Below are 13,759 nucleotides of genomic sequence, written 5' to 3' on the forward strand. Positions count from 1 at the left end.
GTGATTCAAGCATGCGTGTGGCTTGTTATGATCGAACGTCTGTTTATGAAGAAGCGAAAATCAGTAATGACGCTCAATATGATGCAGTGAAAGAGTATGTTTTAGAGAAATATGAACAAATTCCTCAACGATTTTCAGACAAAGGAGAATCAGGGGGAAAAGCGGATCGTCCAGCTTTTCGACAGCTTAGAGCTTGGGTTTGTGCGTCAGAAGAAGAGGGGGTGATCTATGTCTGGCGTTATGATCGATTGGCACGTCAAGCCAAAATAGCCTTAGAATTTATTGAGTTGTGCCAACAACATCAGGTTCAAGTTTATTCGATTTCTGAACCTCTTCCTGCTTCTTTCTCGCACGCGTCAACGAATAAACTATTTGTGCAATTATTGTTCACTTTTGCAGAACAACAACGAAACGTCATTATTGAGAATGTTCGTGCCGGACTTTCCTATAAAAAGCAACAACGGCAATATTTGTCTTCTGCTGTTCCATATGGGTATCGTTTAGTGAATGGGAAAATTCAACAAGAAGCACACGAAGCAAAAGTCGTTTGTCGTATCTTTCAGCTCTATTTGACCAAAAAATATGGCTACAAAAAGCTTTGTCAACGATTGACGCAACAAAAGATCTTCTTCCGTGAACGTCCTTTTCAGCCTTATCACATTTATAGTATTCTAAAAAATCCATTGTACTATGGCGAAATCAAAGGAGGCTCTTTGGGGAAGTATCTAGGAACCTTTGAACCGATTCTCTCGAAAGCAACCTTTTTACAAGTCCAAGAGATTCGTCAATCAAGATGTACAGCTAAAAAAGATACGTATCCGTACTTATTACGTCAAAAAATTAAGTGTCCATTCTGTGGTCGTCATCTGAGTTCGAAGTATCAATGGAATACAAAGAAGACGAAGACGCTTCATTATTATCATTGTACCGACCGAAGCTGCCAAGGAATCTTTCTTCGGGCAGAAAGGGTTGAGTCAGAAGTATTGGAAAAGATACAGGCTTTTTTTCAACACGAAGGCGTCTATCAGGCTTTGATTGCCCAATTGACGCAACAGTTAGCCGAAAAGCGAAAAGATGAAAAACACAAAGTAATCCAACAAAAGAAACAAGAAGCACAATGGCTCAAGGCATTTGAAGAGGGCAATTGTTCACTGGAAGAACTCAAGCAACAGCTGCAAGCTCTTCAAAAGCCGAGGTCTACTTCTTCGTTTCTTTCACTCCAACAGTGTGAAGCAAAAGTGAAAGAATGGCTTCAACTAAAAGACCTCTCTAGTCGACAATTGTTATGTGACCATGTTTGTCGGATCGAGGTAACAAAGGAAAAAACAGTCTGTGGGATTTACTTCCGACAACTGACACAAAATATTTTAGAAGGGAACGAATGATCTATGGAAACGACACCAGCCAAACGAGTCGCATTATATATTCGAGTGAGTACACAAGAACAAGCTTTAGAAGGACACAGTATTCAAGCACAAGAACAAAATGGACGACAGTTTGCCGAACGGATGGGCTATGAAGTGGTAGAAGTTTATGCCGATGAAGGAATCAGTGGGAAATCCACAAAAAATCGGTTCGCCTATCAACGAATGATGAACGATGCTCGGAACCATCGTTTTGATCTACTAGTGATTTGGAAATTGACCCGTCTCGGACGCAATATGTTAGATGTCTTACAAACCGTCGAGGAACTGTTGCGATATGATGTGGGGTTACATTCGATCTCGGAACAATTTGACGTGACTACTTCGACAGGAAAACTAATGTTACAACTCCTTGGGAGTTTCGGTGAATTTGAACGCAACCAAATTGCGGAGAATGTTCAGATGTCAATGCAAAGCTTAGTGAAAGATAAAAAGCGTTATGCAGGAGGTCGACGTTTAGGCTATGTCAGTGGTATTGACGCGAATGGTCAAAAACAATTGGTCATTGAACCAGAAGAGGCGAAAATTGTTCGTCTGATCTATGCAAAATATTTAGGTGGAGCAGGGTATCGAGCGATTGCCAATTTTTTGAATCGTCAAGGATATCAAACAGTCAAAAAGAATACTTTTTCTACTACGGCAGTCAAAGATATCTTACGCAATAAAATTTATGCAGGGTATTTAGAATATGCGCGCTATATCAATTGGGAAACCAAACGACGGAAAGGAAAAAATCCGAAACCGATTTTAGTGAAAGGAACCCATGAGCCGATTATTTCGGAAGCAGATTATCAAAAAGTACAAGAACGTCTTGCTTTAGAAGGAAAACAACCCAAATGGAACCATATAGGTGAAAATGTATTGACGGGGTTGTTACGTTGTCCAGAATGTGGGTCACCAATGGCAGCGAGTAATGTCACAAATACCCTAAAAGATGGCACAAAGAAACGGATTCGATATTATTCTTGTTCAGTCTTTCGAAATAAAGGAGCGAGCGTGTGTCATGCCAATTCGATTCGTGCTGAACAAGCAGAAACATTTGTCGCCGACCGATTAAAGGAAATCATTCAGCTACCAGAAGTTCTTCCGCGATTGGTGGCAATGTTGAATGAAGAAATGGTGCGACAAAGCCAACCATTGGAACAAGAACTCGTGGTATTACTGGAACGAAAGGAAGAATTGAAGACTAAAATTGAAAAATGGGAAGCTGCTTTGGAAGATAGTCCCGAGTTGTTTCCGATGTTAAAAGACCGCTTAGACGAATTGACTGAAAAACGACGACAGTTGCACATTCGAGAAAATGAAATCTTAGGGATCTTTCAACAACAAGGAGAGCCGATTCAAGTCAAAGATGTCCAACGGATATTGACTAGTTTGGATCGTTTTCTTGTCCAGAGTGAGAAGAAGCAAGTCAAAGCCTTGTATCGAACTTTTATTGAGAAAATCACCTTTGATCCTAAACAGAAGGAGATGTTGGAAATTACGATGAAATTCACGCCTGCCGTGGTACAACAATTAAATGAGCAATATCAAATAGCCGTATCCAAATCAAAGGATACGGCTATTTTTGTGTTAAAGACACCCTTTACGTTAACAATCTAGTCTAGTTATAGCAAGTAACTTGAGAGGGGCGCTAACGCTTCTCTAGCGATTTGAAATCGTTAGAGGAGTCGTTAGGGAGGTGCGTAACTCAAAAGATAACAAATAAATCTTTTTTTATCTTTTCTTAATGAATTGATATGCTAAAATAAAGAAAACTATGCTTATAAAGAAAAAGAAGTTTTTAAACTCACTGAATAACAAGAAAGTGGATGAGCATTAAAAATCTTTCCTATCAAATGTTACTTTCTTGAATAGAGTAACAATTAGTAATTTAAACATAAAAACTTCTGATGAAGGGGTTTGGTTCTAAAAAAAGCAAATGATAGTTGTTTGATACACGTTTTATTCAAGTGATATCATCATTAATTAAAAATTTCTTTCCTTATAGAATACAATATTCAGACTTGAAACTATTATTGTATCAAGATAATTAAAATTTTTTTGTGGAGGTGTAGTTGTTGAAAACAAATTTTTCATATTTTACAGTTGAATGGGAACTATTTAAAAATCTAGGAGAAAGTGCAGAACAGAGCGTTTATCGTGATCCGAATGCTGCGATTGTTAAGATAAGATCACTAGCTGAAAAAATGACAGATGCAATTTTTAAATTAGAGGGTATTGATCCTTGGGGGCTAAAAAGTCAAGTTGAGAAATTAAATACTTTGCAAAATAAAGATGTTTTGCCTGACGAGTTGGTGAATGTTTTTCACATGATTCGAAAGACTGGAAACAAAGCGGCTCATGATGGAAGTTATGGAACTACTAGTGAAGCAATCGACATGTTACAGATGGCATTTTATATAAGTTGTTGGTTTATGGAAGTCTATGTTTCATACGATTTTAATTCACCTAAGTTTAGTGTTCCAATTGATAATGAAAAAGAACAAGCCGAAAGAATTCGTATACTTGAACAGCAACTTCAAGAACAAGAAAAAAGATTTAAAGAGCAACTTGAAAAAGTGGTGATTTATCCAGTTGAAGACGATAAAGAGAATAGAAATGCGCGACGATATCGTTCTAGAAAATATGCGCAAAATTATCCACCGAATGAAAAACAAACCCGCATTTTAATTGATGAACAGCTTAGGAATGCAGGATGGGAAGCTAATACAGATGAGTTAAATTATAAATGTAAAAAAACAATGCCTGAAAAAAATAGAAAAATGGCAATTGCTGAGTGGAAATGTGGGACTGGATATGCAGATTATGCTTTATTTGACGGATTGACGTTGGTGGGAATCGTTGAAGCAAAGCCTTATGGAAAAGATATTGCAGGAGACTTGGTACAGTCCAAAGAATACGCCCGTGATGTGCAAGTATTAGCTGGAATTAATTTAGTAAATGAACAATCGGGGTATAAAACACCCTTTGTTTATTCAACAAATGGACGTCCTTACTTAAAACAATTAGCTGAAAAATCAGGTATTTGGTTTTGGGATGCTAGAACTCCGAAAAAAGCATCTTATGCTTTAGAGAGCTGGCATTCGCCAGAAGATTTAAGAAAAAAACTTGAAGTTGATGAAATTACAGCGAATAAGGAGTTAAGTGAAGATAAGCAATATCCAGATTTTGCTAATCGTTATTATCAGATCGAAGCTGTTCAAGCAGTTGAAAAAGCTATCGAAAGTGATCAACGTCGAATGTTGTTAGCTATGGCGACAGGAACTGGTAAAACAAGAACGGCATTGTCTTTAATGTATCGATTGATTAAATCAAAGCGAGTACGACGAATTCTATTTTTAGTAGACCGTACCTCTCTTGGAAAACAAGTAGCAGATGCATTAAAAGATACAAAAGTTGAGAATCTATCATTATCCGATATTTACGATGTTAAAGAAGTTTCTGATATTAAACCTGAAGATACTACAAAAATTCAAATCGCAACAGTTCAAGGAATGGTACGACGCTTGTTTTATCAAGAGGAAGGAGAAAATATTCCGTCAGTTGGTACTTATGATTTTATTGTTGTTGATGAGGCACACCGAGGTTATACTGAAGATAAAACCATATCTGAAGAAGAAATTACTTATTTCAATGAAAAAGAATATATCAGTCAATATCGTAGAGTTATTGACTACTTTGATGCATCTGTTTTAGGTTTAACAGCTACTCCAGCACTTCATACTACTGAAATATTTGGGAAGCCAATTTACACGTATACTTATACGGACGCTGTGGTTGATGGTTATTTAGTAGATCATGACCCTCCATATAAATTTGAAACAGAGCTTTCAAAAAATGGAATAAGATTCAATGAAGGACAAGAAGTTACTTTATGGGATCCAGAAACACAAAATATTGATAAAGCCTTGTTGGAAGATGAACTAAATTTTGATGTGACGGCTTTTAATAAAAAAGTTATTACAGAATCTTTTAACAGAGTGATTCTATCTAGTTTAGCTGAACATATAGATCCGGAAGAAAATGGGAAAACATTAATTTTTGCGGCTAACGATAGTCATGCAGATATGGTTGTACGTTTGCTGAAAGAAGCTTATGAAAAAATTGGTATTCCTGTCGATGATGATGCAATCGTGAAAATTACAGGTTATATTCGACATCCTAATAAAGAGATTAAACGATTCAAAAACGAAAAATATCCCAAAATTGTTGTGACAGTTGATCTATTGACAACAGGAATTGATGTGCCGGAAATTAGTAACTTAGTATTTTTACGAAGAGTTCGGTCACGAATTTTGTACGATCAAATGTTGGGGCGCGCAACTCGTTTATGTCCAGACATTGGGAAAACCTCTTTTAAAGTCTATGATGCGGTACATTTGTATGATACATTACAAGAGATTACTGATATGAAGCCTTTAGTAGCTAAACCAAATCAAGCGGCTATGGATATCTATGATGCAACTATTAATGCGGAAAATGATGAAGCATTTGGTTTCTATAAAGCAGAGTTAATTGCCAAGTTACAACGAAGAAAACAATGTTTATCAGAAAAAGCCAAAGTGGAAATCAGTGAGTTGAATCATGTTGAATCTCTTGATCAATGGTTACAAAGTATTAAAATGATGAGCAAAAAAGAACTTGAGATGCAATCAGAAAATATTCAGCGAATGGCAGAGTATAAGACAAGTGAGCAAACAATGTATATTTCAGAAGCGCCGGATGAGTTATTGTTTGTGGAACGAGGATATGGTGAAGGAAATGAAAAGCCGAGTGACTATTTAAATAGCTTTAATACATTTGTTCGTGAAAACATCAATTTGATACCTGCACTACAAATTGTGGTTAATCGTCCTAAAGACCTAACAAGAGAGGATTTGCGTACAATTGAGTTAAAACTCAGAGAAAAACGCTATGATGAAACCTCTTTACAAACCGCCTGGAAAAATGCAAAGAATGAATATATTGCTGCAGATATTATTAGCTTTATTCGACAAGCGGCATTAGGCAGTCCATTAGTTGATCATGAGACTAGAATCAAAAATGCAATGCATAAAGTTTATGGAGTAGCTGATTGGACACCGATGCAAGAAAAATGGTTGAAGCGAATTGAAGCACAACTGTTACAGCAACCTGTCTTAGGACCGGATGCTCAAACTGCTTTTGATGATGCGGGAGTTTTTCAACAAAACGGAGGATACAAACGAATGAAAGCCGTGTTTGGTGATCAAACCAATTCGATTGTAGAAACGATTAATGAAAATTTATATGCTTAATTTTCTTAGAGTCATCTAATTGATGACTCTTTTTGTTATAATGGGACTATTGAATTTGTATCTTTTTTAGGATATTCAGGAGGAAAATAATGACAAATACAGAAATTGTTGCCAAACTTTGGAATATGGCAAATGTTTTACGTGATGATGGGATCAGTTATCAAAATTATGTAACAGAATTAACCTATCTACTATTTTTAAAAATGATGAAAGAACAAAATACAGAAGATGTTATTCCTAATGGGTACCGTTGGGATGATTTAACTAGCAAAGAAGGGATTGAACTAAAAACTTTTTACAAGCAATTGTTATTAGACTTAGGTAATTCCAAGGTTACTAAGGATAAGCGGTTAAACATGATTTATGCAGATGCAGCGACTCATATTGATGAGCCAGCTAATTTAGAAAAGATTATTAAGGATATTGATAAACTAGACTGGTATTCAGCAAAACAAGAAGGTCTAGGTGATTTGTATGAAGGATTATTGGAGAAAAATGCCAATGAAACCAAATCAGGTGCTGGACAATATTTTACACCTCGAGTGTTGATTGATGTAATGGTGAAACTAATGCATCCAGAACTTGGTGAGCGATTAAATGATCCGGCAGCTGGAACTTTTGGATTTATGATTGCTGCTGACCATTATCTAAAAGAAAAATATGATGACTTTTTTGATTTGAGTCCAGAACAATTTAAGTTCCAAAAAACAGAAGCCTTATCCGGTATGGAACTGGTACAAAATACCCATAGACTAGCTTTAATGAATGCACTTTTACATGATATTGAAGGACGTTTAGATCAAGGGGATTCTTTATCTTCGAATGGAAAGTGGATGAAAGATTTTGATGTTGTGTTGACTAATCCACCATTTGGGACAAAAAAAGGCGGTGAACGTGCTACAAGGGATGATTTAACGTATGAAACCTCTAATAAGCAATTAAATTTTTTACAAACAATATATAATTCGCTGAAGACAAATGGAAAAGCTCGGGCAGCAGTTGTTGTGCCGGACAATGTGTTATTTGCTGATGGTGTGGGTGAATCAATTCGTAAAGATTTGTTAAATAAATGTAATTTGCATACTATTTTACGCTTGCCAACTGGCATCTTCTACGCTCAAGGAGTACAAACAAACGTACTATTCTTTACACGTGGTGCGACAGAACAAGACAATACGAAAGAAACATGGATCTACGATATGCGTAGTAATATGCGCTCATTTGGGAAACGTAATCCTCTGAGCGAAAAAGATTTTGAAGAATTTATTGAATGTTATCAAATAGGCGATTTTTCGAAACGTAAAGAAACATATAGTGCAGATAATCCTAATGGACGTTGGCGTAAATACTCGATTGAAGAAATAGAAAAACGTGCAAATACTAGCTTAGATATTTTCTGGATGGAAGAAGAAAAAGAAGGTCCTGATTATTCTGTTTCAGAACTCTTAGATTTAATGGATCAAAAATCAGTTGCTATTTCTGAATCAGTTGCGAAGTTACAAGAAATTTTAGGAGATGTAGTGGAATGATTAACACAAAAGCACTACGGGAAAAAATACTCGATTTAGCAATGCGTGGAAAGCTTGTTCCGCAAGATCCAACAGATGAACCAGCATCAGTATTGCTTGATAAAATAAAAGAAGAAAAAGAACAGTTAATAAAGGATAAAAAAATCAAGAAAGAAAAGGCATTACCTGAAATTAGTAAAGAAGAAATTCCCTATGAAATTCCTGATAGTTGGGAATGGTTAAGTATTAGAGATATTAGTACTATAACTATGGGACAAGCTCCTAAAAGTTCAAATGTAAACAATGAGGGAAATGGATTTGAATTTCATCAGGGAAAAACTTTTTTTAGTTCTATGTATGTAGAGCAGTCTGGGGTTTATACTACGTCACCTAATAAAGTTATTAATCCGCCAGCAATAATAATGTCTGTAAGGGCTCCAGTAGGTGATGTGAACCTTATAGACCGAAAAATTGTGATTGGTAGAGGCTTAGCAGCCTTTGTGCCTGGAAATGGCATAGAATTGTTATTTTTATATAATTATTTACAAACACAAAAAAGTTATTTGTTATCTTTATCGACAGGAACCACTTTCAAAGCTATAAACTCTCAAACGGTTAGAACAATTAATGTTCCTCTTCCTCCTTTAAAAGAACAAAAAAGGATTGTCGCTAAACTTGAAGAACTATTCGCTTTAATCGATACAATCGAATCAAATCAACTGGAATTCAAACAATTAGCTGAACAATTAGACAAAAAGGTTCTTGATTTAGCAATGCGTGGAAAGCTTGTTCCGCAAGATCCAACAGACGAACCAGCATCAGTATTGCTTGATAAAATAAAAGAAGAAAAAGAACAGTTAATAAAGGATAAAAAAATCAAGAAAGAAAAGCCATTACCTAAAATTAGTAAGGAAGAGATTCCTTATGATATACCAGAAAATTGGAAGTGGACAAGACTTAGCGATATTTCAAAAGAATTATTTGCTGGTGGTGACAAACCAAGAAATTTTGCTAAGGAAAAAACTAATGAATTTAATATCCCTATATATGCAAATGGAATGACTAAAAATGGTCTATATGGTTACACCAATATAGCTAAAGTAACAGAGCGTGCATTAACTATTTCAGCAAGAGGGACGATTGGGTACAGCGTGATAAGAAATGAACCATTTGTTCCCATTGTACGTCTAATTGTAGTTATTCCTATAAAAGAGTACGTAGATCTCACATTTGTAAAATGTTTATTTGAGCATATTATTGAAAACGGTGAAGGTACCAGTATAAAACAGTTAACTATACCTAAAATAAAACCGAGATTAATTCCCCTTCCTCCAACAAAGGAACAAAAACGGATTGTCGCTAAAATCGAAATGATAAGAGAATCAATTCAAAGAATAGATTTTGAATGAATATAATAGACCTAGTATCATTTTATCCTCGATGGTGATAGGTCTATTATTTAGATTTCATGGAAGTTAATTAATTTGTTCTAGTTTTTTAATATCATTTATTTATGATACGCAGCTCCATACCACAAATGAAATAATTATCCATATCAAGATCGACTGTCAATAAATGGCGGTCTTTTTTGTTATTTTAACGATTGTGAGACTAAAACGATGTTTTATGATATCTTTTATTTTTCAACTGATTATTATATTAAAATGAAAATATATAGAAGGTATAAAATTAATTTTATAAGTTATTTTATTTGATCAAAGGGCTCAATTTTTTATGAAATAATAAAAATCGCTTTAATTGTTTTAAATATGAAAATAATTCAGATAAAATGCGTATTTAGTTTAAGCAGGCCAGTATCTAAAGAGCAAAGCTATCGTTTAGGAAAAAGAATATTGCAAGAAATCAACCATCAAATATCTAAGAAGGTGAATGACTGTCAATAGACAATGAAATGATCTATGAGAATCAAAAAGAAATTCGGAAAGTGGAACAGCAACAAGACGAATTAGCAAATGGGAAACCTAGGGTAGAAAACCAGCTTCTTCAATTAGAAAAAGAACTTCAAAGAGGTTTTCGCCAATTATCTGAATTGAATCATGAAGATATCCAACAAGGTATGGCCAATGCAAATTGGATGCAGAAGGAGTATGAAGCAAAGCAACAAGCATTTCAACAACGATTTCATCAGGCACATGAAGAACTTGGTTTTTCGTACAGGAAAACTTTACAAGGATTAGAAGTAAAAAGAGAAGAGTTGTTTGCAGAAAGGAGAACATTAGAGTGGAGTTAGTATATGTGAGTGGGGAATCATCAGAATTTATGTCAGCGTTAAAGAAGAACTTAGCAAGTAGTAAAGAAACGATCAATCAACTAAAGAGAGGAAGTCAAAAAGTCGTGTCAGCTGTTAACGGAAACGAATTATCTGGTGCAGCATATACAGCAGCAAAAGGATTATTTAGTGAATTGATCATTCCGACAATTATACGAACAACGAATGCGGTTGAAAAAATTGAACAGGAGCTACAAAGGTATAAAGTCGCAGATCAGATTGTAGCAATGGAAGGATAATTGGATGAAAACAAACTGAACCAACAACTGGCGGCGACACGAGTTATGAAAGCATCAGTAGACACGACTTATGCTTTTGTCCGATCCCAAGCACAAAGTAATCCGTTCATCGGCATTCTCGAAACATTGCTAAATGTCCAACGAGATCTAGATCGTATGTCAGAAAGCTTTCAACAAGATATTGATCAATTACAAAATAAACTAAAAAAATTACATAATTTCAATACTCAAACTAGTGGATTATTCAGTCATAGTTTGGATGAATTAAAACTGGCAATGCAGGGTGTATTAGTATTAAAGAATACGCGAGTGAGGACAGATGGTTCATATTTGTTACCACAAGGGATAAATAAAAAGTGGTTTACTTCTGATCAAATGGATATAGAAAATTATGATGAAGTTATTTCAGTACTTCAAACAACAGGGGGACTCTGGCTAGTGAGAAAACAGAGAAACTATTTATACAAAAAGGAATACAGCATGGTCAAGATGCTTCCGACTATATCTGGAAAAACCGATATTCATTAGAATTACCAGACGGAAAGATTTTGGGAGAAGTTCCTGGAGCCACTCTAGCTGCAAGAGAATCGGCTGAGAATGCAATAAAAGGGGTATTTAAATATGGAGGTAAGGTAATAACAGAAGGAGCAGGATTATTAATTGGTGTAGGGATAGATATAGTTTCAGGTGATAGTGCTGAAGAGGCTTGGGGAAAAGGAATAATTACAGGATTAGCGAGTGCAGGAGTAGTAAGTGGTATAAAGCTTAGTACGGGAGCATTAGCTGCAGTTGGACTAATTTCTGCTCCTGTAAGTATTGGTATAGTAGGTTCTATAGCTGTAGGTATAGGTGTAGGTATTGCGAATGATATTTTAAGAGAAAAATTCAAATTTATTAGAGATTTTGAAGATAGTGTGGGACAAGCAGTAGTATCTGGATGGGGTGATTTCACTGCAGGGGTGAGTGGTTTTATTGGAGGCCTATCAGATGGAATATAACCGTAACATTATTGGTGGGAAAATATATAATATTGCATTTCAAAAAAATAAAATTATTCGTGGTTGGTTGTTATTAGTAACAGAAAACAATGAGGAATTTGTTGTTCGACAAAACTCTAATTTCTTAAGATTAGGCAACTATCATTTAAAAAGAGAAATATATAAATCTAATACTTCCTTAAAGAGTTTTTCTGTTGACTACAAAGAGACGGAAAAAGAGAATAAGAAAAAATCGAACAGTAATTACATAGGTAGTGCGATTGCTTTAGTATTATATCCAATAATAAGAAAAATAGTTCCAGTTGAATGGTTATGGGGTAATTCTGATCAATCTTTTAATTTTTCTATAGGTATAAAAAATCTATTGTTTTTTTGGCTAACTATAATAGTTTGCTTGTACTTTTGTTCATTCTTTAGAAAAAGAAATTTTCTTTTTAAAATGATGAATAATGGTTTTGATGTAAGTTTTTTAGGAAGGATAAATCTGATTAATAATTCTAAATATACAAAAAAAGTATGGACAATAAATAATCTAGTTGGTCTAGCTTTGATTATTTGTTTGACAATCATTTTTTTGTTTATAATACCTTTTTTAGTACAAGCAAGATTGCTAAGTTTGTTGAGTTTTTATATAGTTAAAATTATTTTGTTCAATGGTAAAGTTTGGTTCGTTAATAATGATGTGAAATATATAATGTTAGAAAGTGTATCTTGAGTAAATGATATGTAAATAGAAGATGGTTAGATTAGAAATTTATGCTTTGATAAAAAAAGAGTAATTCCAGGTTGGTGTCTATTGATTTCAGATAATAATGAAGAATATTTAATAAGACAAAACAATTTCATGGTAGGTTTAAAGCAATATAGGGTTAATAGAAAGATCTATCAAGCCAGTATTTCTTTGAGTGAATTCAGTATTTCTGGTTTAGAAATGGAAAAGGAAATTAAGAAAAAATCAGAAAAAAGTCATTTAGGAGTAGCCATTGGACTTCCTTTAAGTAACTTAGTAAGGAATTTTATTCCATAGAATTGGCCTTGGGGCAAAAGTAATTTGCCAATAGATATGTTGGAAGGAATCATCAATTTATTATTCTTCTGGTTAACATTAGTCATTTGTCTTTCTGTTGTCTCTTATTGGCGAAAAAATAGATTAAAAAAGGAATTAGAAAAAAGAGGTAGTTCTTTAAAACGTATAGGTAAGGGATATGCAATTACTCCATTGATCATTACACAAAAAAATTTAAAGTGGTGGTGAGAAGAATGAAGATGATTCATTGCGTAAAGGTATTAATAGTAGGGATAGGATTGCTTATATTTTATGGCATATTTACGCTAGTTCTTGCTTTTTTTGATACAAGAAAGATTATTATTTGTTCTTACAGTGTTTATTCTTGTAAGTACTATATATAATGGCAAAATATATTCAACAAAAAAAAGTGAAATATAAAATAATATTTGATAAAGATGATCGGTAAATATGTATATCCTTTTTTGTATTAAATTTCTTATGGAATAGAAGTCGGAAATACAGAGATTGAGCCTACTAATAGCAACAGCTATAATAACTAGAATGAAGAATACATATGAAACAAACTAATTTATTGCCTTTGGGTAGTGTTGTGTACATGAAAGAAGGAATTATGCCATTACTAATTGTTGCGCGACAACCGATTTTGAAGATGCAAGAGGAAATTTATTACTTAGATTATGCTGCAGTAAATCAACTAACTGGTTTAAATAATATTGAAGAAATAGCGTATTTTAATAACGAGGACATTCGCGAAATTTTATATCAAGAATATATAAGTAAAAATGAAAAAACAGTTTTAACAGCCTTAGAAGAATGGAAGCAAAATAATTTGGATATCCCTAAAGGTAAAGTTATTGATCTAAAACAAACTTCTAAGAAAAAAGAATACGGGGATTTAAGAAAAAAATCTTTCTTGGAAGAAGAAACATTTGGTTTTTAATTTTATATTGAGTTAATGAGAATGCTAGCAAGGATTATTAAGCCCATCAAA

General features: G+C 34.3%; 12 protein-coding genes. All 12 read left to right on the top strand.

Annotated elements, in window-relative coordinates:
- Positions 1–11: 11 nt before the first annotated feature.
- The 12 genes from CYK55_RS01630 (at position 12) to CYK55_RS01685 (ending at position 13,708) form a co-directional block, all read left to right on the top strand.
- Entirely contained in the window at positions 12–1,385 is a 1,374-nt protein-coding gene (locus CYK55_RS01630) for a recombinase family protein (protein WP_126133834.1), read from the top strand.
- A gap of 3 nt (positions 1,386–1,388) precedes the next feature.
- Positions 1,389–3,026 (top strand): recombinase family protein, encoded by a 1,638-nt coding sequence (locus CYK55_RS01635; protein ID WP_126133835.1) that lies wholly within the window; start codon positions 1,389–1,391, stop codon positions 3,024–3,026.
- Positions 3,027–3,484: 458 nt separating this feature from the next.
- Positions 3,485–6,703 carry a type I restriction-modification system endonuclease gene (gene hsdR / locus CYK55_RS01640; RefSeq protein ID WP_241234785.1) on the top strand — a complete coding sequence of 1,073 codons (3,219 nt, stop codon included), beginning with the start codon at positions 3,485–3,487 and terminating at the stop codon, positions 6,701–6,703.
- Between the two features lie 89 nt (positions 6,704–6,792).
- A complete protein-coding gene (locus CYK55_RS01645; RefSeq protein ID WP_126133837.1) occupies positions 6,793–8,232 on the top strand; it encodes an N-6 DNA methylase in 1,440 nt (479 codons plus the stop codon).
- Positions 8,229–9,620: a restriction endonuclease subunit S gene (locus tag CYK55_RS01650; protein ID WP_126133838.1), complete on the top strand. Its 1,392-nt coding sequence runs from the start codon at positions 8,229–8,231 to the stop codon at positions 9,618–9,620. Before CYK55_RS01645 ends, CYK55_RS01650 begins: the two co-directional genes overlap by 4 nt.
- Positions 9,621–10,123: 503 nt before the next feature.
- Positions 10,124–10,462, top strand: a complete 339-nt coding sequence (locus tag CYK55_RS01655) for a hypothetical protein (RefSeq protein WP_235186366.1) — start codon at positions 10,124–10,126, stop codon at positions 10,460–10,462.
- A complete protein-coding gene (locus CYK55_RS01660; RefSeq protein ID WP_051536279.1) occupies positions 10,453–10,740 on the top strand; it encodes a hypothetical protein in 288 nt (95 codons plus the stop codon). Before CYK55_RS01655 ends, CYK55_RS01660 begins: the two co-directional genes overlap by 10 nt.
- Positions 10,741–11,268, top strand: coding sequence for a hypothetical protein (locus CYK55_RS01665; RefSeq protein WP_126133839.1), 528 nt, complete (start codon positions 10,741–10,743; stop codon positions 11,266–11,268).
- Between the two features lie 20 nt (positions 11,269–11,288).
- Positions 11,289–11,738 (top strand): hypothetical protein, encoded by a 450-nt coding sequence (locus CYK55_RS01670; RefSeq protein ID WP_126133840.1) that lies wholly within the window; start codon positions 11,289–11,291, stop codon positions 11,736–11,738.
- Positions 11,728–12,453: a hypothetical protein gene (locus CYK55_RS01675; RefSeq protein WP_051536272.1), complete on the top strand. Its 726-nt coding sequence runs from the start codon at positions 11,728–11,730 to the stop codon at positions 12,451–12,453. The genes CYK55_RS01670 and CYK55_RS01675 overlap by 11 nt, the downstream gene beginning before the upstream one ends.
- An 81-nt stretch (positions 12,454–12,534) precedes the next feature.
- A complete protein-coding gene (locus CYK55_RS13655) occupies positions 12,535–12,765 on the top strand; it encodes a hypothetical protein (protein WP_235186364.1) in 231 nt (76 codons plus the stop codon).
- Positions 12,766–13,321: 556 nt separating this feature from the next.
- The gene (locus CYK55_RS01685) at positions 13,322–13,708 is read left to right on the top strand and encodes a DUF4176 domain-containing protein (RefSeq protein ID WP_051536270.1); all 387 of its coding nucleotides are present in this window, start codon (positions 13,322–13,324) and stop codon (positions 13,706–13,708) included.
- Positions 13,709–13,759: the final 51 nt, after the last annotated feature.

This window comes from Enterococcus mundtii, from assembly GCF_003957375.1.
GTDB lineage: Bacteria > Bacillota > Bacilli > Lactobacillales > Enterococcaceae > Enterococcus_B > Enterococcus_B spodopteracolus.